The sequence below is a fragment of the Pseudomonas azotoformans genome (assembly GCF_001579805.1).
Classification (GTDB): Bacteria; Pseudomonadota; Gammaproteobacteria; order Pseudomonadales; family Pseudomonadaceae; genus Aquipseudomonas; species Aquipseudomonas azotoformans_A.
The window spans coordinates 2,422,768-2,442,112 of sequence record NZ_CP014546.1 but is presented as its reverse complement, the minus strand read 5'-3'; the positions used below and the strand labels follow the sequence as shown (position 1 = coordinate 2,442,112).

Below are 19,345 nucleotides of genomic sequence, written 5' to 3'. Positions count from 1 at the left end.
CACCTTATCCATCATCGCGCCCAGACGCCGCAGCGTGGTGCGCGTGGACGCGTAGAAGCCTGCGTACAGGTAGAAAATCAACAGGAACACCGCGCTCAGGGCCGAGACCAGCACCACCATGTGCGTGCGGTTTTGTGCCAGGCGCTGTTCCAACTGTTGCCCGAGAAAGGTCAGCGTGGCGTCATCCAACTGGTAGGTCTGGGCCATCAAGCGGCTGACATTGTCGTAAAAGCCCTGCCAGGGCGCGTCGAGGGTTTCGGCCATCACTACCTGTTCTTCAAACAACTCGGCGGCATGCTTGAGGCTGGCATTGCTGGCCTTGGCCAGGCTGTCGAGGGCCGCGTGCGCGGCTTTGCTGGAGCCCAAGGCATCCTGCAACTTCAAGCCATACTCGGCCTGGAGTTTTTCCAATTGCTGCAACAGCTCGTCAAAGCGTGTGCTGGACGACGAGTTGAGAAAGCCCTGGCCCAGGGAATACGCGCCCATTGCCCGGCCTTCGCCCAGGGTCTGGGTGACTTGCGGGGTCACGCTGGTGATCAGTTCACTGAGTTGGCGCAGGTCGCTTTGGGAGTCGCGACTCAAGCCGGACTGGCTGGCGATGATCTGGCTGAGCATCTGCGCCTTGTTGAGCAACTTGCCGATCAGGGCACTTTTGCTCAGCAGCGAGGTTTCCTGCTGTTGGGCCTTGAAGGCAGCGATCAACTCGTCGCGCTTGGCGTCAAAAGCGGCGATTTGCTCGGGTTCGGTCGTCATGGCGTTGAGGCTTTGCAGGCGGTTCAGCACGCTGTGTTCCAAAGCGCTGATCTTGCCCTCAAGGTCGCCCGCCTTACCGGACTGGCCCAACGTGGCGTTGATCTGCACCTGGTTGTTGAGGGTTTCCAGGTCGCGGCGCAGGGCCAGGCTGCTGCCGAGCAGGTCGAGGCTTTGCAGCTCGACGCGTGTGCCCTGGAATTCACGCCACGAATCACGCACCAGGTAATAGTTGGTCGCCAGCATCGGCAGCAGGAACAACACGCTGATCAGGCTGAACTTCATGCCGAAGCTCAGGCGATTCATCAGCGCGACGGCGGGATAGAGCAAGCTCTTCACAGGTGAACTCCCTTTCTTTTATTTTTATTGAGGCGCAGGGCGGCAGTTAGCCAGCATCTGTATAGCTCAATTTGAAAGGGAGTTTTGTAACTTAAGGTTAATGAGATCAGCCGTCAGGGCAGTACCGTCCAGATCGCAAACCCGGCATACCACAACACCGCCGCGCGCAGCAGAAGCTCCCACAGTCGGTCCAGGCTGTTGATGCCATCGGGGCCGACCGCTGGAGGCGGGATTTCAGCGGCGACCAGGCCAACTTTTTCCACCAGTTGGGCAGCGCTGATGTCCCAGCTCAGCAGTTCGTGGAGCATCACACGGCCGACCGCGACGAAGTTACCCACCAGGGCAAAACTGGCCGCCAGCAGGCGCACCGGCAGCCAGTCAAATGCGTGGCGCAGTTGCCCGGCTCGCTCAGCCACCAGAGGGTTCCTGCTGTGTTCACTGGCCAGTGCGAGCAGGCGGTAAGCCAACGCAGCCACAGGGCCCAACAGGAAGTACCAGAAAATCACGGCAAAAAAGCTTTGGTAGGCCTGCCACAACAGATGGCCCTGGACGCGCTCGAGCAATTGTTCGCCACTGTCGGCGCTCAGGTTCAAGTCACGCTCAGCCACGTGTTCGGCGGCTTGCAGGTCGCCCCGTCGCCAGGCATCGCGAAAGGGGCCCAGCCCGGCGAGCAGATCACCACGGCCCAGGCTGTAGATCACCACCAGCAAGTGCACCGGCAGTGCCAACAGCCCGTAAGCCACCGGCTCCAACACCAACAGCAACAACGCCAGCAACGCGACCGGCAACAACACCAGCAATGCCAGGATCAACCAGGGCTGCTTGCCCATGCGCGGGTTCGATTCCAGCTTGGCCAGTTCCCGCAGCCAACCCCCATCACGCTGCAACCGCTGGCGCAGGGCCGAAAATTTCTCGATCCAGACCGCCAGCACCAACACCAGGAAACTCATCGTGCGTGTCCTCCATCCTGCAGGGCGCTGCGAAAGCGCGTCCAATCAAAAGCCGGGCCGGGATCGGTCTTGCGACCCGGAGCGATATCGCTGTGACCACAAATGCGCTGGGGCGTGATGCCGGGGTAAGCCGCCAGCAACTGGCGGGTCAGGTCGATCAATGACGCATATTGAGCGTCAGTGAACGGCTGGTCGTCCGTGCCTTCGAGCTCCACCCCCAGGGAAAAGTCATTGCAGGTTTCCCGCCCCTCGAATTGCGAGATCCCGGCATGCCAGGCCCGGTCGAGACAGGACACAAACTGCGTCACCGCACCGTCACGCTCAATCAGAAAATGCGCAGACACCCGTAAGTCGGCAATCCCTTCAAAGTAGGGATGTTCCGTGACATCCAAGCGATTCTGGAAAAACTCCTGCACTTTACCGGTGGCGAACTGCGCCGGTGGCAGGCTGATGTTATGCACCACCAACAGTGAGATTTCGCCGGCGGGGCGCTCGTTGAAGTTGGGTGAAGGGCAATGACGGATGCCCTGGCACCAACCGCTGGTGGGGTCCAACTGCATACAGGTTCCTTTAACGAGACAACGTGTGACCAGTATGCCGCGTTCGACCCTCAGGTTGCGATCACTTGCCGTGATTGAGTTGACGCAGCTTGCTCACCACAGCGGCCAGTGCGCGCTCGAACAGGGGGCCATCGTCCAGGGCATGCAGGACGCCACGCTTGAACGCCAATGCCAGTTGGCCGGCACTTTTCTCCATCACCTTGAGCCCCGTGCGACTGGTGAAGACATAGGTCTCGGCCGGCGTCATGATCGCCGTCAGTCGGCAGCGCAACGTAGTGGCTTCGTTTTCCTCGAACGCCACCCATCCCCCCACCTTGAGTTCTCGGGCTTTAAGCAAGTCGGGGTCGTTGTCCGGCAAGTCGCTGACCGGGTCGGGTGACGCCGATGTCAGCACAAACGCCTCACGTACTTCGATCAACTCGTCGACGCCTTCAGGTGCCTGGACATGCAGGGCTTGCAAGCGCACAAAAAATTCGCGGGTGCTGAAGGGGTCGAACGCGGCGCTGGTCAAGCCGTCGCGCAGGGCCTTGAGCAAGCCCGGCAGTTGCTCCAGCAGATGGCGCCCGGCTTCGGTGTCTTGTTGCAGGCCAACGCTCCAGATCAGTTCGTCCATGGTGCGCAGCCCCGCCTGCCACTGCACCGACTGCTCGCCATGCTTGAGACTGGCCAGCAACAGCACCTGGCTCCAGGCCTGCTGCAGGAACTGCACGACCGGACGCGGCAGGGTCTTGCCCAACAGCCGTTTGTTCAGCACATCGGCCACGCGCTGGCGGGCCGCCTCGGTGCGCACGCGCCCGGCTTCGGCATCACGGGTGTGTTGTTCAAGCAAATCGCTGCGCCGCCGCTCATCCGCGGTAAACGCGCTGAACTCGGCGAGCAGCTGGGAAAATATCGCCGGGTCTTCGACAAATTCGTTGAGCAAGCGCTGCACCACCTGCTCGATGCGCAGGTACAGATGATCGCGCTGGCTGCCGCCCATTGCGGCGGTTGCGACTTCATTGAGCAGACGCCGCGCCGGGTGACTGGCGCGACTGAAGAGGCTCTTGTCCAGCACCGCCACTTTCAGCATCGGGATCTGCAGGCGACCGATCAGGGCCTTGAAGGCATCAGGCACGGCGCGGTCGTTGAGGATGAATTCGAACAGCAGCGCGATCAGGTTGATCACATCTTCGTCCGCCTCCTCCACCACCCTCGACTTGCCACTCTTGACGCTGACGCGCGTGAGCAACTGCTCAAGCTGGTTGCGCAGGTCGAAATCATCCTCGACCTCAGGCTCTGGCACGTATTGCTGCAAATGGGACAGCAGGCGCAGCAGGTCGCGGGTGGCGATGGGCAAGGGTTCGGCGCTGGCTTCAAGCGTCGGCGCCACGCTACCGCGTACCACCGTGAGCAACTGCTGGAGCGCGGCAAAGGCTTGCTGGCCATTTCCGTCAACGGGCGGCAGGGTTTCCTCGCGTGGAAGCTCACGGGACTCACGCGCTTCAAGCCGCCGCGACGGTACGCTTTTGAGTTCAGGCAACACACCGGTCGCGACCAGCAACCGATTAGCTTCGCCGTATAGCTGGTCGGCGTCACTGAGTACGTATTTTTCAAACAGCTTGAGCATGATCAGCTTGACGCGGATCTCTACGCCCAGGCTGCGCCCCGCCCGCAGGAAGAACTCACACAACAGTGCAGGCCCCAGGGGGTTTTCGCGATCATCCAGGCGGTTGCCGAGCAACGCGCTCAAGCGCGCGGTGAGTTGGCCCAGGGCCAGGCCATCACGGTGCCGCACACGACCCAGCATGGCCTCAAGCGCCACGGCTTTTTCGCGATCATCCCTGGATGAGCCCGGTGCCGCGTCGTAGGACACCACCGGCACCAATTGCAATTCCCCGCGCCCTGCCTGACCCAGACTGGCGAAGGCTTCAAACAGGCGCTCCATGAACACGCGCTCGAAATTCTTGCGCTTGAGGCGCAGGTCGCGCATGGCTTCGAAGAAAATATGGTGATCGAGGTTGTTACGCGCCTTGTCGGCCATTTCGAACAAGGTGTCGTCAGCGTTATCGAACAGATCCTGCAGCCCTTGCTGCAACTGTTGCGCCGCCTTGTCGCGGACCTGCAGCAAAACCACCGGCAGTCGGGCGAGCGGCGATGGCGTGGCGGGCGCCTTGTTGAAGGGCACCACCTTTCCGTCATTGTGCATCCTGGCCTCCTGAAACGGCGGTATGGGTCTGAACGTCAAAGCTATGACGCCAATTGCAAGGCGCGAGATTATCTTGCAAATGAGGGGGGTTGCGCCAGCAAACTCTGCCTTTGCTCGGTAAATGAGTGGTGAGCCTGGGTTCGAACGCGCACTGCCCCTATAATCGGGGCACTTTGTCTGTGGAGCCTGTTATGCCGAATCTCCGTCTTGCCGACCTCACCGCCGAAATCGAAGCCAACGTGCGCCGCGCACTGCTGGAAGATATCGGCAGCGGCGACATCACTGCGCAGTTGATCCCGGCCCGAACGGCTGGCCACGGCCACCATCATTACCCGTGACACGGCTGTTATCGCCGGTACGGCCTGGGTGGATGCGGTGTTCCGCCAACTGGACCCTCGGGTCGCGGTGCATTGGCAGGTGACCGACGGTGAACGCGTCAGCCCCAACCAGGTGCTGTTCCACCTTGAAGGCCCGGCACGTTCACTCTTGAGCGGCGAACGCTGCGCGCTGAATTTCCTGCAGTTGCTCTCCGGTGTCGCCACCCGTGCGCAATTCCTGGCGGATTTTGTGGCCAGTACCCAGGTCAAGCTGCTGGACACCCGCAAAACCTTGCCGGGGCTGCGCCTGGCGCAGAAGTACGCCGTAACCTGCGGCGGCTGCCACAACCACCGTATCGGTTTGTATGACGCGTTCCTGATCAAGGAAAACCACATCGCGGCCTGCGGCGGCATTGCCCAGGCGATCACGGCCGCCCACAAGATCGCCCCCGGCAAGCCGGTGGAAATCGAAGTGGAAAGCCTGGATGAACTGCGCGAAGCGCTGGCGGCGGGCGCGGATATCATCATGCTCGATGAGCTGAGCCTGGACGATATGCGTGAAGCCGTTCGCCTGAACGGCGGCAAGGCGAAGCTGGAGGCCAGCGGCGGGATCAATGAAAGCACCCTGCTGCCCATTGCGGAGACCGGGGTGGATTACATCTCGATTGGTGCGATGACCAAGGATGTGAAGGCGGTGGATTTGTCGATGCGGCTGAGTATCTGAGGAGCTGCAAGGAGTAAGCTTCAAGCTGCAAGAGGGCTGCAAGCTGCAAGACAACTTGCAGCTTGCAGTTTGAAACTGGCAGCTGCTTCTAAACCACCAAGTCGTTCATCTCGCAATACTCTTCCCACTCGACACCCAACACTTCAGCCGCCTCTTTATGCAAGGCCAGCCGTGCCGCTTCGAACTCTTCCGGTGTCGAGGTGTACTTGAGGGTCAGCTCCCAGGGCTGATAACCCTGGCTCTCGGCCTCGTCCTCGAATGCCCACTGAATCTGGTCGCGCTGATCATCGGCGCTCAGGTCCTTGATCTCTTCTTTAAGTTGCGGCGACTCCTCGAGGTATTTTTCGAGGGCTGCTTGATGCCGAACTTCCTGGGTCATTTCAGTCGTGGTCATGTCGTTCTCTTAGATCGAGGAATGGGGATGCATCTGGGTCATCAAGGTTGCGCAGATACAAAAGAGCGGGCGCAAATGCCAGCTCGTCTGGCCTTCAGAACCATTCTGGGATCATCTGAAAACAGTGCTGCCGATGTTGCCTTTTTGCCCGAGACAGGAATCGAACCTGCGACCTTCGCGTTACGAGTGCGCTGCTCTACCGGCTGAGCTACACGGGCGGTGGGCTAAAGCTAGCACCGCATCGGGAGTCCGGCAACTTGCCGCCGTCAGCGGGCAATCACGCCTTGGGCCCAGAAGCGTGGTTGCAGGTGATTGCCATGGGCGCCCAGGTACTGCTGTTGAGCGTGTTCGATATGAGGAACGTCCCGCAAGGCGATCACAACCAACAGACCAACGGCCAGTACACCCATTGCTTTCCAGGCGCTCCAGGCCAATGGCAACTCGTTGGTTTGTGGGGTTCGCCAGACGTGCAACGCCATCAGCCAGCCCACCACCAGCGCCAGCCAGACCTGGGAGTTGGGCATCACGATCACGCCGTCGACCATGGACTGCACCAGCGCACCGACCAACGCCGCAAACAGGCACAGCCGCAGCAAATCTGCACACTCGGCGCTCAGCGCACGCTCACGCACGACACCGACCGTGGCCCAGCCTCCTCGCCATGCCAACACCGCGACGCACAACGCGGATGGCACGCCCCACTCGCTCGTCCATTGCAGGATGGTCTGATGGGGGTGAGCGGCAATACTGTTGGTGATATCGGCGAAATGCATTGGCCCGAAGCCCAACCAAGGCCGCTCGACGAGCATATGCCAGGCCTGCCACCAGATCGGCCCTCGCCCCGACAACGACGTCGTGAGGCGATCGCTGGCGGCATTGGCGATCTCGATCCCCAGGTAATCCGCCAACACCTTGAACACCAGCCAATACAACAACAGTCCGCCCAGCATTGCGGCCAACTGCCACCCCAACCAGCGCCGGCCCCATGGCCCCAGCACCGCCAACACCACGCCCGCCGCGCCCATGCCAAGCCAGGTGCCACGCGTGCCGCCAGCCACTGCAATCAGCCACCACACGCACAGCAGCGCAAACACCACGGCCTTGAGTGAGCGAGACAGCGTGGGGATCAATAAGGGGAGCGCCAGCAGCGGCAAAGTAAACGTCTGGAACTGGCCGTAGAAACGCTTGTTGGAAAAGCCGGCCAGCAATACGTCAGGGTCTAGCGTGCGCTCAGCGCTGATGAACGCCAGAGCACCGGCGTAGGTGTATTGAATCGATTTGATCAGGCACAGCAGCACCACGAACAGAATCAAGACGCGGTCCAACGATTCACCGCCCTGGCGTCGCAGCAGGGCGAATGCCACCGCAATCGCGCCACAGCTGACGAACGATGCCATTTCGACAAGCGCCCAGAGCGGCTGGTGAGCCCGCATTGAAGACGCCAGGCCCAGCACAATGATCAGCGCCAGGCTCAAGGCCGTGGGCCGGTCAACCAGCCGTTCAACGTGGGCGACCGACAGCCCGTACAGCACCGCGCAAGCCCCGATGGCGATCTGCATCACCCGTTGCAGATCATGCCCACTGAAGGGAGCACAAACCCCAACCACCAGCAGGCACACCACGGCCACCAGGAAAATACTGCCACGCTGCTCTACGGATAACGCCATCGGCCACCTCAACTTCCCTGCGGAGGGTTTAGCAGTTATGCACCGTCGGCGCCGCAACCTTTGGCGACATATTTTGCGTCAGCGGTGGTGGTGCATTTCCAACCGGTGGTGGCATTGCGCGTTAGGCTGATGGTCTTGCCCAGCACCGGCGCGGGCGCGTCGAGTATTTCGCATTGGATGGAGCCCGCGCCCGTGGCGACATCGCCTGCTACATCAATCTTGCAGTTGGCTGTCGGGCTGGTGCCGCCGATCAATGCCAGCGTCGGGACCGTGCCCTGGTTGAGGGTGTCTTCATACCCAGGCTTCAACGCGCTGATTTCAGCCAGGCCGGCGGTGAATTTGGCCTTGGCCTGGTGGGTGGTGTACATGGGCAGGCCAATGGTGGCCAAAATGCCGATGATTGCCACGACGATCAACAGCTCGATCAGGGTAAAACCTTTTTGACGTCTCACATTCACTCTCCAGGATAAAACTCATGACAAGGCGCGTCCTGCGCCCCGTTGTTGTGCAGCGGCGCCAGTGTACTCATCCGCAGACGCTCAATCGCGCGCAAGTCGCATATTCTGACATTTTATCCTGCTTCCCCAGCCTGCCCGAATCCGTCACCTGACTAAGCTATAAATCTTCGACGACCTCTGTGCGGAACGGTGACATGGACGACGCTTTAACGCTGTACGCCTGGGAAGGCATCAATCGCAAAGGACGCAGGGTGTGCGGGCAAACCACGGGGCACAATCTTGCCTGGGTCAGGGCCCAGTTGCGCCAACAGGGCATCAGCCCAGGGCATGTCCGCAAGAAATCCCCCGTTCTACGAGGATTCACACCGTCGATCAAATCGACGGATATCACCCTGTTCACTCGCCAACTGGCGACGCTGCTAAAGGCCGGGATTCCCCTGCTGCAAGCTTTCGCCGTCATCGGCGATGGCTTCGACAACCGCGCTGTTCGCGAGTTGGTGCAGGGGCTGAAACAAGCGATCGCCGCAGGTTCCAGCCTGGCCGAAGCCTTGCGCAAACAACCGCGCTGCTTCGATGAGCTGTATTGCAATCTGGTGGCGGCCGGCGAGCAGGCCGGAGCGCTGGAAACCCTGCTGGAGCGTGTGGCGATCCATCGGGAAAAGAGCGAGCAATTAAGGGCCAGGATCAAAAAAGCCATGACCTATCCGATCGCGGTGCTGGTGGTGGCCAGCCTGGTCACCGGTGTTCTGCTGATCCACGTCGTGCCGCAGTTCCAGAACCTGTTTGCCGGCGTCGACGGCACGCTACCCGGTTTCACCTTGCAGGTGATCGCCTTGTCCGAGTTTGTGCAGAAAGCCTGGTGGATCGTAGCGCTGGGCATTCTCGCGGGAGGCATGGGGTTGCGCCACGCCTATAACGCCGCCCCTGCTTTTCGACTCTGGCTGGATGCCGGTTTGTTGAAAGCGCCGCTGGCAGGCAAACTGCTGACAAAATCGGCCGTGGCCCGCTACGCCCGCACACTGTCCACGACCTTTGCGGCGGGTGTCCCATTGGTTCAGGCATTGGATTCAGTAGCCGGCGCGGTCGGTTCAGGGCCGTTCAAACAGGCAATCGAACATATGCGACACGATGTATCCACCGGCCTGCCATTGAATCAATCCATGCTCGCCAGCGGCCTGTTCCCTCCCATGGCGATCCAGATGACTGCCATCGGCGAAGAGTCGGGCACACTGGACCGTATGCTGGAAAAGGTCGCCAATCATTACGAGGCCGATGTGGACAACCTGGTCGATAACCTCACCAGCCTGATGGAGCCGCTGATCATGGTGGTCCTGGGCAGCATCGTCGGCGCGCTGGTCATCGCCATGTACTTGCCGGTCTTCCAGCTGGGGAGCGCGTTTTGAGCCTGTTACTGGTTGAACACCCGGGGGCCTTTGTGGTGATGGCAGGGATACTGGGGCTGATCGTCGGCAGTTTTCTCAACGTGCTGGTGTGGCGCCTGCCAAAAATGCTCGAACGGGAATGGCGCGCCCAAGCCCATGAAGTGCTCGGTCTACCCGCCGACCCAGCCGGGCCGACCTATAACCTGATGCGCCCCAATTCCTGCTGCCCGCATTGCAACCATCCGATACGCCCATGGGAAAATATCCCACTGCTCAGTTACTTGTTTCTGCGAGGTCGTTGCGCCCATTGCAAAGGAGCAATCAGCCCTCGCTATCCGCTTACTGAACTGGCGTGTGGACTGATCTCGGCCTGGGTGGCCTGGCATTTCGGCTTTGGCTGGCAGGCGGGCGCAGTGCTTGTACTGAGCTGGGGCTTGCTGGCGATGAGCCTGATTGATGCCGATCATCAATTGTTGCCGGATGTGCTGGTGATGCCGTTGCTGTGGCTGGGGCTGATCGTCAACGGGTTCGGTCTGCTGACGACATTGGCCGACGCACTGTGGGGCGCAGTGATCGGGTATATGAGCCTGTGGAGCGTGTTCTGGCTGTTCAAGCTGGTCACTGGCAAGGACGGCATGGGCCACGGCGACTTCAAGTTACTCGCGCTGCTCGGTGCCTGGGGCGGTTGGCAGATTCTGCCGATGACGCTGTTGATGTCGTCGTTGGTCGGTGTATTTGTCGGCTTGATCCTGATGCGCCTGCACAAGGCCCAAGCGTCGGCGCCGATGCCATTTGGTCCGTATCTGGCCATTGCCGGCTGGATTGCATTGCTCTGGGGTGGTCAAATAACCGACTTCTATTTGCAGTCTGTCGGTTTCAGATGACCACTTCTGTTGCAACACCCTGGATTCTCGGCCTTACCGGCGGCATCGGCAGCGGCAAAAGCGCGGCGGCCCAGCACTTTATCGACCTGGGTATCGACCTGGTAGACGCCGACCACGCCGCCCGCTGGGTGGTGGAGCCTGGCCGTCCGGCACTGGCGCGTATCGCTGAGCACTTTGGCGCCGGCGTGTTGCAGCCTGACGGCCAATTGGACCGCGGCGCATTGCGCAAGCTGATCTTTGAAGTCCCCGAAGAGCGCCGTTGGCTCGAAGCCCTGCTGCACCCGTTGATTGGTGAAGAAATCCGCAGCCACCTGGCGCGGGCAACGTCACCTTACGCGATCCTGGTGTCGCCACTGCTGATCGAATCCGGCCAGTACAGCATGACCCAGCGCATCCTGGTGATCGACGTGCCGCAATCGCTGCAGATTCAGCGTACCCTGCAGCGCGACGGCATCAACGAGCAACAGGTACAGGCGATCCTCAAGGCACAATCCAGCCGCGAAGACCGCCTGAAACATGCCGATGACGTCCTGGTCAATGACCAGGACCTCGCCTGGCTGCACAGCGAGGTCGAGCGACTGCACCACTTTTACCTTACTTTGCGTGGAGGCCGATCATGAGCCAACCCTTGACCGTCGACTGCCCAACCTGCGGCGCACCCGTGGAATGGAAAGCGACCAACCTCAACCGGCCGTTCTGCTCGGACCGCTGCAAACTCATCGACCTGGGCGCCTGGGCCGCTGAAGAACACAAGATCCCCGTGGCCCCGGATGCCGAAGACGAACTGTTTTCCGAAGACCTTCCACCGCGCCACTAAGGGCGCATAAAGGCGTATTCCTGCTGGTCGTCGAGGTTTTCTGCAAGGTATTGCAGCTCGTCGGCCAGGTCTTCGAAACTGCGCACCCCCTTGCTCTGCTGCACCACTGCACTGAGCATGGCGCGCAGGGTCAGGCCTGGGTCAAAACCGATTTCCTGTGCCGCGTCCTGGCTTCTGCGCAATTCCTGCCGTGCCCACTCGTACACACTCATGATCCGTGCTCCTGGAAAAATTTTGCAGAGCATGGGCCTGCCAGGGCGCGTGAGATTTGATCTGGATCAACGCTGCGAATCGTCATCCTTCCAGGGCGCCGAGAGGTAACGCGTGCGGTTGAAAGTCTCCAGCCATTCCGGGCAAAACACCACCAGGGCGCTGACGACCATGCCGTTGATAAAGGCCTCGGGAAAGATGATCAGCCACAGGTAGCCAACGAAATCCTCCAGCCATTCCGGCATGGCGAAACGGCCGTCGAACCACAGCAGCCCCAGCCCGAACAGCAGGCAGAGCAAGGCCGATAATGCGGCGGCAAAAAATCCGGAACAAAAGATGTATACGAAGGGATTACGCGGTTGCGCTCGCTCGACCAACTGCGCACAGGCTTCAGTGACCAGCACCGGCAGCACGACCAGCAACAGGCCATTGATGCCAAGGGCGCCCAGGTCCTGGCGCCCCAACAACATCAACCCGAACTGGGCCGCGAAGCCGCCGACAATTGCCAAGGGCCAATCCAGCAGCAGGGTCACGGCAGTCATGCCAATGAAGTGGTAGGACACACCGGTATCGAAGTCCCGCCGGACCAGCCACAACATGAACAATGCGAACACCGTGCCGAAGAGCAGGTGCTGGCGGCGCCGGTCGGCGAACAGCTCCACCCAGGGCGAACGCAGGACCGCCCACACCAGCACCGGCGCATACAACACCCAGCCGATACCGAGGGTTTGCGGCGCTAGCATCGCGGCGCTGATCATGGCTTTATCTCACCCAAAAGGTTGCTATCGGGTGATCAGTCTACACCGCGCTTTACCACAGGTAGCGATACCCCAGGTTCACACCCCACGGCTGCTCGATGGAATTGCCTTTGGCGTACTCGGCATCCAGGGAGATCTTGCTCTTCTCGCTGACTTGCAACACACCACCAAAGCCCAGCTCTACACGATCGCCCGGCAACTTGGCATCGAGCTTATTGCCATTGACGCTGACCTTGCTGCCACCGGCGTGCTCAGTGACATAGGACGCCTTCACGTACGGCTGCGCCTTCATGCCGTTGCTCAATGCCAGGCTACGGCCGAACAGTGAACCCACACGGCTCTGCAACGAGTCGAGATCGTCGGACTTGACCCTCAAGCCATTGCTCGCGGTGTAGTCGGCGCCTTGGGTGCGAGTCGCGGTGAGTTCAAGTTGAGGCTCGACGAACCAGCCACTTCCCAAAGGGATGTGCTTGCCCACTTCGATATCCGCGCCCACTCCATTGGTTTTATACGACCCCTTCACCCGATCGCCGAGGTTGGTCGGCATCTTGATATCGTTGTCGAACCGGCTGTACTTCAGCACACTGTCGACGTAGATGCCGTTGTCGTGCAGGTAAGTGGCATACACACCGAACATCTTGCTGTCGGTGTTGCCCGAAGCGCCCTCACCGAAATCCTGGTCCGACCGGGCAGTACCCACCATGGCGCCGAGATACACCCTGCCGTTGCTCAGCGCCACTGCCTTGTCGGCGCCGATTTCAAGCCCGGAGATATTCTGGGAATAGGCACGGCTGGACTGCTCGCTCACATCGAAACGCCTGCTGATGGCCCGAGTCCATACGCCCCCGTTATCCTCGCCCATCCGCAATTCGCCCAGGCGTTTGACCAGCGCGTTCATCTGCGCACTCCATAGGCTGGCGCTGGCGGTGTGTGCAGCGATGGCGGCGTTGGCCCCCGAAGAGAGGTTCTGCGGCGACGGCCCAGAGGGCCCTTTGCCAGCACTGGCCAATACCCAATCGTCACCTTCTTGCTGCAGGCCGTATCGAAAGGCGCCGGCATCGACATGCCCGCCGTACAGATCGAACTTGGCGCTGCCGCCATGGGTGTCTACCAACAGCAAACGGCCGTCCGCTGTACCCGGCTCATGGCCCGAATCCGCCACGATCAACGTATGGTTGCCGCTCGCCAGTCCGGCGCCCTCCACCACCAACACATCGTTTTGCGCGCTGGCGATGTCGGTATTCATCAGGATACTGCCGCTGCCGGACAACGCATTGACGGTGAAGGTCTTGAAGGTGCCGTCGGTACTTGGCGCGAAAACCAGACGCCCCCCATTGAGGGTCAGCGAGTCCACGGTTTTTACGCCGTTTTCCATGACACTAACGCTACCGCCCGCGTCCGCCACCAGTCCATTGGCCTGTGCACCGCCGAAGAGGTTGACCTGGCCGCCGTTGCTGACCGTACTGTTATTGGCGGTAGCACTGTCGTAAACGTTCTGCACACCACCGCTGATATGGGTATCGGTCGCCACGGCACCGCCCAGGATGCCGCGTTCCAGATTTTGGACGCCGCCGGTCAACACAAACGTGTTAAGCGCCGCCCCCTGATTGATCACCGTCTGCACGCCACCGTCGTTAATGACGGTGTCCGCTGCGGACGCACCAAGCGTGAGGGTTTGCACACCGCCCGAATTAATCACGGTGCCGTTGGCGCGGCTGTTTGGGGTTTGCACTGTCTGTGTGCCGCCATTCAAGACCGTTCCGTTGGCGATCCCCCCGGCACTGACAACTTGAGAACCGCCGACATTGACCACTGCGCGATTGGACGTGCCGCTTTGCACCAGTTGGCGGCCATTGACCGTTGCATCATTGGAGACACCATGCTGGAAAACAGCCTGAGTGCCCGTCACCTCAATCAAAGTGTTGTTGGCCGTGCCGTTGGTGCCAATGCTCTGCTGCCCCCCCGTCACCATCTCGCCATCGACCACTGCGCCATTGTTGACCGTGGGTGTAAACGCCCGCGCGGGGGTAGGCTGCAGCATGAACATGGCCAGTGCCAGCGGCGAAAGGGCAAGTATCGCCGGGCGTTTCGGGTGAAGGGTGTGCATGATTCAAAACCTCAGACTAACCGCCAAACCGGCGATAAGGACGCCGGAGGCATCCAGGTCGAGCGCGGCTGACGTTAGATCAGAGGCTCGGTGAGGGAGTGAATTTAGGGTTCGAGGAGGAACAAAAAAGTAGGAAACTTCCCCGTACTTGTAGGAAATTTCCCAGCCGCATATTCAAGAGCGCATCCTCCAAGGTGGAAATGCGCCCGACTTTTGTTTTTTTTCATCACATTTGAGCGCTAAGCTGCTAGCTATGGATGACTCAGATTACTTGCGCCTGCTCACCGTAGCGGCCGAACAAGCCAACGCGTTCCTGTCCAATGCCCGCAAATGGGAGCGTGAGCGTTGGGTCTGCCAGCGCCTGCTGCAAGGCTTGAACGTGCCTTATCGAGCCGAAGAGTTTCACGCCGCAGGGCAAGAGCCCCCGGACGTACTTTTTCGTGACGCCAGCTTCGAGGTGTTTTTCGTACTGGATGAGGGCCGCCGCCTGAACGACGAATGGCGCGACGAGTTACTGCGCCGGCGCAGCGCCTTCTCCCTGAGCCAACTGGTACGACGCGAGACCAAGCCGCGACGCATCCCCGCCCATGAGTTTCTATTGCGCCTGGCGCCTACACTGCGCAAGAAAGCCCATAACTATAAAGAGCGCGGGATGGATCTGGGCGAGCTGGATATCGTCGCCTTCACCAGCCTCAAGCGCGAAGTGCTCGACCTGAACAGCCATTTTCCGCCACCGACGGAATACCTGCGCCAGGGCTGGCGCTCACTGTCATTGGTGGGACCGACGTTTGCACGGGTGTTGTTCGCGCACCCGGACGCACCGGATTTCTTGCGCAACAACCTGGGCCGCAGCATAGTATTCGACGTGGGCATCAGCCTCTGATCCCCCGGACTGTAACGTGGCGCCCTTTTGCAACGTCTACCTGACGAGGCCTTTATGACCAGCCGCCTGAACCCCGATGACCAACAGCATGTCGAAGAGTACCTGCAACTCTCCCAAAACCGAGTCGAGCGCAAGCCTTTCCGGCCATGGCTGCTCCTGGGTGTGGTGCTTGTTGTAGTGATCGGCCTGGGCCTGCTGAGCCGACTTTTGAGTTACCTGACGCTATGAGCTGCCTGGCGCTCGCGGGGGTAACTGCTCCGATTTCTTTTAGCCTTGCGAGATATCCCCATGACCCATCGTATTATTATCGTCGGCGGCGGCGCCGGCGGCCTGGAGTTGGCTACCCGCCTGGGTAAGACTCTGGGCAAGCGCGGCACCGCCAGCATCACGCTGGTGGACGCCAACCTGACCCACATCTGGAAACCCTTGCTGCACGAAGTGGCGGCCGGCTCGCTGAATTCTTCGGAAGACGAACTCAACTATGTTGCCCAGGCCAAATGGAACCACTTCGAGTTCCAGCTGGGGCGCATGAGCGGGCTTGACCGTGAGCAGAAGAAAATCCAGCTGGCCGCCACCCTCGACGAAGAAGGCCGTGAGCTGGTGCCCGCGCGCGTGCTGGGCTATGACAGCCTGGTGATTGCCGTGGGCAGCACCACCAATGACTTCGGCACCGAAGGCGCGGCACAACACTGCCTGTTCCTCGACACCCGCAAGCAAGCCGAGCGCTTCCACCAGCAATTGCTCAACCACTACCTGCGCGCCCATGCCGGGCAGACGGACGTGGTGGAAAAGATCAGCGTCGCCATCGTCGGCGCGGGTGCAACCGGGGTCGAGCTGGCCGCCGAACTGCATAACGCCGCCCATGAACTGGCCGCCTACGGCCTGGACCGCATCAAGCCGGAAAACATGCACATCACCCTGATCGAAGCCGGCCCACGGGTGCTGCCTGCCCTGCCGGAGCGTATCGGCGGGCCTGTGCATAAAACCCTGGAGAAACTTGGGGTGACTGTGCTGACCAATTCGGCGGTGAGCGAAGTGACCGCCGATGCGTTGATCACCAGCAGCGGCCAGATAATCCCCGCCAGCCTCAAGGTCTGGGCCGCCGGGATTCGTGCGCCAGGCTTCCTCAAGGACATCGATGGCCTGGAAACCAACCGCATCAATCAACTGCAAGTACTGCCGACACTGCAAACCACCCGCGACGAAAACGTCTTCGCCTTTGGCGACTGCGCCGCTTGCCCGCAACCGGGCACCGACCGCAACGTACCGCCACGCGCCCAGGCAGCACACCAGCAGGCCTCGTTGCTGGCCAAGTCGCTGAAGCTGCGCATCGAAGGCAAGGACCTGCCGAGCTACAAGTACACCGACTACGGCTCGCTGATCTCGCTGTCGCGCTTCTCGGCAGTGGGTAACTTGATGGGCAACCTCACCGGCAGTGTGATGCTCGAAGGCTGGTTGGCGCGGATGTTCTATGTGTCGCTGTACCGCATGCACCAGATGGCGCTGTATGGCTTCTTCCGCACGGCGATGCTGATGCTGGGCAGCAAGATCGGGCGTGGCACCGAGCCACGGCTCAAGCTGCACTGATCGACTATGCCGCTGAAAAAAATCCCCCTCTCGAAAGAGAGGGGGATTTTTATTGGGCCCTGTAAAACTCAGCCATATGGTCGACGAACGCCCGCACCTTCGGTGCCAAGTGCCGGGACTGTGGATAAAGGGCGTAATAGTGCCGCTCGCCTAGCGAGTAATTAGGCAGGATCGGCACCAGGCGGTCCTGCGCCAAATCACTGCGCACCGTAGCCTGGGTAAAACACGCAATGCCCGCCCCCGCCAATGTCGCCGCATGCAGCGCACTGATGGTATTGCTCCTGAACCGCCCGGAGGGCGTCACCGTGACGGCCTCACCGCGTACCGGGCTCAACACCCAGTCCGACGAGGCGCCAATGAATGTCAGCAGGCGGTGCTTATCGAGCTCCTGGGCCGAACGTGGCAAACCATGGCGACCAATGTAAGCCGGCGAGGCTACCAGCACCTGTTTGGAAATCGTCAACGCTCGGGCCATCAACGTCGTGTCCGCCAAGGCGCTGGCGATACGCAGGGCGACGTCAAAGCCGTCAGCGACCAGATCGACAAACTGATCATCGCAATGCAACTCAAGCTCGATATCCGGGTAGCGTCGCTGAAAACCCGGCAACCATTGCGGCAGGTCCAACGTCCCCACCACCAGCGGAACACTGACCCTCAGCAGACCTTCCGCACGCTGATGCCCTTGGGCGACAGCCTGGGAGGCGGCCTCGACGCGATCAAGGATATCAACGCACGCTGCGTAGTATTGCTCCCCTGCCGAGGTCAAGCTGAAGCGCCGCGTATTGCGATTGATCAGCTGGGCGCCCAATTCAGTTTCCAGTTGCTGCAACTGCCGGGAAATCGTCGAGTGTGTGGTGTCCAGGCGTTCTGCGGCAGCAGAGAACCCCTTGGCTTCAACGATGCCCCGAAAGGCGCGCATGGCGGATAACTGGTTCATGGAACGGGCGATCCCAGACTGGTCAGGGGAATCAGTTAACCGGCAGAGCGATGATTTGCGAGGTGGTCAGCACAGAACCGAAGGTGTCTTCGATCTCAGCCAGCGCCGCGTTGTGCAACTCATCCTTGGTCACCGAACGGCCATCGACACGGGTGATCGCCCGGGTCGCGGTGGCATCGGATGCTACCACAACGTCATACCCCAACGGCGCAGCGTCCCGGGCGGCACCGGCGACACAGGCGTGCGTCATCAGGCCCGTGATGATCAGGGTCTTGATGCCGGCTTGCTTCAATTGGGCATCCAGATCGGTACTGGCAAAGACGCTGACGGTGGTTTTCTGCACCAATTTGTCTTGCGGGCGCGGCTTCATCAAGGGGTGGAAATCGACCGTCTTGCCATTGGTTGCGAATACAGCCGCGCCGTCTGGGGCGATGTGTTGCACATGGATAACCTGGATGTGTTCCTTGTCGGCAAACGTGATCAGGTGTTGGGTATTTTCCAGGGCCTTCATACCGTCCGGGATCGGCATGCGGCCGGTGAAGTATTCATTCTGGAAGTCGATCACCAGCAAGGCGGTGGTTTTCGGGTCCAGCCGGCCGATGGATTCCGCTCCCGACATGGCACGGATAGTGGGATGCGGGTTCGCCGCGGCATCGGCGGCGGCGGCAAATTGGCCGAAACCCAACATCATGCCCAAACCAACGAGCGTGGATTTGGCCCATGCAGGCAATGAACGAGTCGATTGAGGGCAGAGCAACGATACGGTACGGGTCATGATGCGAATTCCTGTTGGGGTAAGTAACTGACGGAGCCCAGTCTAGGAGGCGACCGCCGCAGCACCAACGCACCAATCAGCACAATATCTGTTTGGAATTCGCACAAATGAAGTAGAAAACGAGCAAAAAAAATCCCCGTATCTTTCGATACGAGGATTTTTAATATGGTCGGGGTAAGGGGATTCGAACTCCTGACATCCTGCTCCCAAAGCAGGCGCGCTACCGGACTGCGCTATACCCCGGTAAAAAAAAGGCGACCTTTCAGTCGCCTTCTTCGATCAGGGCTTTTGGCCTCTGATCTTAAGATTCGATTCCAGCGTTAACTGGTCTCAAAAATGGTGGGTCGTGTGGGATTCGAACCTACGACCAATTGGTTAAAAGCCAACTGCTCTACCAACTGAGCTAACGACCCAAATATGGTCGGGGTAGGGGGATTCGAACTCCCGACATCCTGCTCCCAAAGCAGGCGCGCTACCGGACTGCGCTATACCCCGATATTGAAATTGGCTCCGTGACCAGGACTCGAACCTGGGACCCAATGATTAACAGTCATTTGCTCTACCGACTGAGCTATCACGGAACTACATATTTCAAAGTACTACGTTGTTGCTGACTACCTTCTCTTCGACTTGTTCGTATCGCTACGTTCATGTCTCTGAG

At 60.2% G+C, this 19,345-nt stretch carries 18 protein-coding genes, 5 tRNA genes and 1 pseudogene; 8 read left to right on the top strand and 16 right to left on the bottom strand.

Translation table 11 applies throughout. The features are described 5' to 3' along the window. Positions 1-1,202: 1,202 nt before the first annotated feature. The 3 genes from ampE to AYR47_RS11305 form a co-directional block, all read right to left on the bottom strand. On the bottom strand, positions 1,203-2,039 hold the full coding sequence (gene ampE / locus AYR47_RS11315) for a regulatory signaling modulator protein AmpE (RefSeq protein ID WP_033903351.1): 837 nt from the start codon (positions 2,037-2,039) through the stop codon (positions 1,203-1,205). Further along, positions 2,036-2,599, bottom strand: coding sequence for a 1,6-anhydro-N-acetylmuramyl-L-alanine amidase AmpD (ampD, locus tag AYR47_RS11310; protein WP_033903350.1), 564 nt, complete (start codon positions 2,597-2,599; stop codon positions 2,036-2,038). Before ampD ends, ampE begins: the two co-directional genes overlap by 4 nt. A gap of 61 nt (positions 2,600-2,660) precedes the next feature. Further along, on the bottom strand, positions 2,661-4,784 hold the full coding sequence (locus AYR47_RS11305) for a DUF1631 domain-containing protein (protein WP_061435292.1): 2,124 nt from the start codon (positions 4,782-4,784) through the stop codon (positions 2,661-2,663). A 191-nt stretch (positions 4,785-4,975) separates the two neighbouring features. On the opposite strand from AYR47_RS11305, the pseudogene nadC reads away from it, so the two are divergent. Beyond that, positions 4,976-5,825, top strand: a pseudogene (gene nadC / locus AYR47_RS11300) (carboxylating nicotinate-nucleotide diphosphorylase). A gap of 88 nt (positions 5,826-5,913) precedes the next feature. Here nadC and AYR47_RS11295 read toward each other — a convergent pair. The 4 genes from AYR47_RS11295 to AYR47_RS11280 all read right to left on the bottom strand — a co-directional run bounded on the left by AYR47_RS11295 (position 5,914) and on the right by AYR47_RS11280 (position 8,344). Beyond that, entirely contained in the window at positions 5,914-6,219 is a 306-nt protein-coding gene (locus tag AYR47_RS11295; protein WP_033903347.1) for a DUF6388 family protein, read from the bottom strand. Positions 6,220-6,364: 145 nt separating this feature from the next. Beyond that, a tRNA-Thr gene (locus AYR47_RS11290) sits at positions 6,365-6,437 on the bottom strand. Between the two features lie 48 nt (positions 6,438-6,485). Then, positions 6,486-7,886, bottom strand: a complete 1,401-nt coding sequence (locus AYR47_RS11285) for an O-antigen ligase family protein (RefSeq protein ID WP_061435290.1) — start codon at positions 7,884-7,886, stop codon at positions 6,486-6,488. A 35-nt stretch (positions 7,887-7,921) separates the two neighbouring features. Then, positions 7,922-8,344: a pilin gene (locus AYR47_RS11280; RefSeq protein ID WP_082462009.1), complete on the bottom strand. Its 423-nt coding sequence runs from the start codon at positions 8,342-8,344 to the stop codon at positions 7,922-7,924. 194 nt (positions 8,345-8,538) lie between these two features. Here AYR47_RS11280 and AYR47_RS11275 point away from each other — a divergent pair, with 194 nt between their 5' ends. From AYR47_RS11275 to yacG, 4 genes are read left to right on the top strand one after another with little or no spacing between them, the layout of a single operon-like run. Next, positions 8,539-9,747 carry a type II secretion system F family protein gene (locus AYR47_RS11275; RefSeq protein ID WP_061435288.1) on the top strand — a complete coding sequence of 403 codons (1,209 nt, stop codon included), beginning with the start codon at positions 8,539-8,541 and terminating at the stop codon, positions 9,745-9,747. After that, the gene (locus AYR47_RS11270) at positions 9,744-10,610 is read left to right on the top strand and encodes a prepilin peptidase (protein WP_061435287.1); all 867 of its coding nucleotides are present in this window, start codon (positions 9,744-9,746) and stop codon (positions 10,608-10,610) included. The genes AYR47_RS11275 and AYR47_RS11270 overlap by 4 nt, the downstream gene beginning before the upstream one ends. Continuing rightward, a complete protein-coding gene (coaE, locus tag AYR47_RS11265; protein ID WP_033903342.1) occupies positions 10,607-11,230 on the top strand; it encodes a dephospho-CoA kinase in 624 nt (207 codons plus the stop codon). Before AYR47_RS11270 ends, coaE begins: the two co-directional genes overlap by 4 nt. Then, positions 11,227-11,427 (top strand): DNA gyrase inhibitor YacG, encoded by a 201-nt coding sequence (gene yacG / locus AYR47_RS11260; RefSeq protein WP_003188437.1) that lies wholly within the window; start codon positions 11,227-11,229, stop codon positions 11,425-11,427. The genes coaE and yacG overlap by 4 nt, the downstream gene beginning before the upstream one ends. On the opposite strand, the gene AYR47_RS11255 is transcribed toward yacG, so the two are convergent. The 3 genes from AYR47_RS11255 to AYR47_RS11245 form a co-directional block, all read right to left on the bottom strand. After that, on the bottom strand, positions 11,424-11,639 hold the full coding sequence (locus tag AYR47_RS11255; RefSeq protein ID WP_003171680.1) for a hypothetical protein: 216 nt from the start codon (positions 11,637-11,639) through the stop codon (positions 11,424-11,426). The genes yacG and AYR47_RS11255 overlap by 4 nt on opposite strands. 66 nt (positions 11,640-11,705) lie before the next feature. Beyond that, positions 11,706-12,395 (bottom strand): energy-coupling factor ABC transporter permease, encoded by a 690-nt coding sequence (locus AYR47_RS11250; RefSeq protein ID WP_061435285.1) that lies wholly within the window; start codon positions 12,393-12,395, stop codon positions 11,706-11,708. Positions 12,396-12,447: 52 nt separating this feature from the next. Continuing rightward, positions 12,448-14,502: an autotransporter outer membrane beta-barrel domain-containing protein gene (locus AYR47_RS11245; protein WP_082781488.1), complete on the bottom strand. Its 2,055-nt coding sequence runs from the start codon at positions 14,500-14,502 to the stop codon at positions 12,448-12,450. 253 nt (positions 14,503-14,755) lie between these two features. On the opposite strand from AYR47_RS11245, the gene AYR47_RS11240 reads away from it, so the two are divergent. Genes AYR47_RS11240 through AYR47_RS11230 form a run of 3 tightly spaced genes read left to right on the top strand, consistent with a single transcriptional unit; the run spans position 14,756 to position 16,972 of the window. After that, on the top strand, positions 14,756-15,385 hold the full coding sequence (locus AYR47_RS11240) for a DUF1780 domain-containing protein (RefSeq protein ID WP_033903339.1): 630 nt from the start codon (positions 14,756-14,758) through the stop codon (positions 15,383-15,385). A gap of 54 nt (positions 15,386-15,439) precedes the next feature. After that, positions 15,440-15,613, top strand: coding sequence for a DUF3094 family protein (locus AYR47_RS11235; protein ID WP_016976295.1), 174 nt, complete (start codon positions 15,440-15,442; stop codon positions 15,611-15,613). Between the two features lie 60 nt (positions 15,614-15,673). Continuing rightward, complete coding sequence (locus AYR47_RS11230) at positions 15,674-16,972, top strand: NAD(P)/FAD-dependent oxidoreductase (RefSeq protein ID WP_061435282.1); 1,299 nt, start codon at positions 15,674-15,676, stop codon at positions 16,970-16,972. 49 nt (positions 16,973-17,021) lie between these two features. Here AYR47_RS11230 and AYR47_RS11225 read toward each other — a convergent pair whose 3' ends face one another. The 6 genes from AYR47_RS11225 to AYR47_RS11200 all read right to left on the bottom strand — a co-directional run bounded on the left by AYR47_RS11225 (position 17,022) and on the right by AYR47_RS11200 (position 19,265). Then, positions 17,022-17,909, bottom strand: coding sequence for a LysR family transcriptional regulator (locus AYR47_RS11225; protein ID WP_033903337.1), 888 nt, complete (start codon positions 17,907-17,909; stop codon positions 17,022-17,024). Between the two features lie 31 nt (positions 17,910-17,940). Next, positions 17,941-18,684 carry a cysteine hydrolase family protein gene (locus AYR47_RS11220; RefSeq protein WP_082462006.1) on the bottom strand — a complete coding sequence of 248 codons (744 nt, stop codon included), beginning with the start codon at positions 18,682-18,684 and terminating at the stop codon, positions 17,941-17,943. Between the two features lie 166 nt (positions 18,685-18,850). Further along, positions 18,851-18,927: transfer RNA gene (locus AYR47_RS11215), tRNA-Pro, on the bottom strand. Positions 18,928-19,021: 94 nt separating this feature from the next. Next, positions 19,022-19,097 (bottom strand) — tRNA-Lys (locus AYR47_RS11210). 5 nt (positions 19,098-19,102) lie between these two features. Then, positions 19,103-19,179, bottom strand: a tRNA-Pro gene (locus tag AYR47_RS11205). A gap of 10 nt (positions 19,180-19,189) precedes the next feature. Next, positions 19,190-19,265: transfer RNA gene (locus tag AYR47_RS11200), tRNA-Asn, on the bottom strand. Between the last annotated feature and the right edge of the window lie 80 nt (positions 19,266-19,345).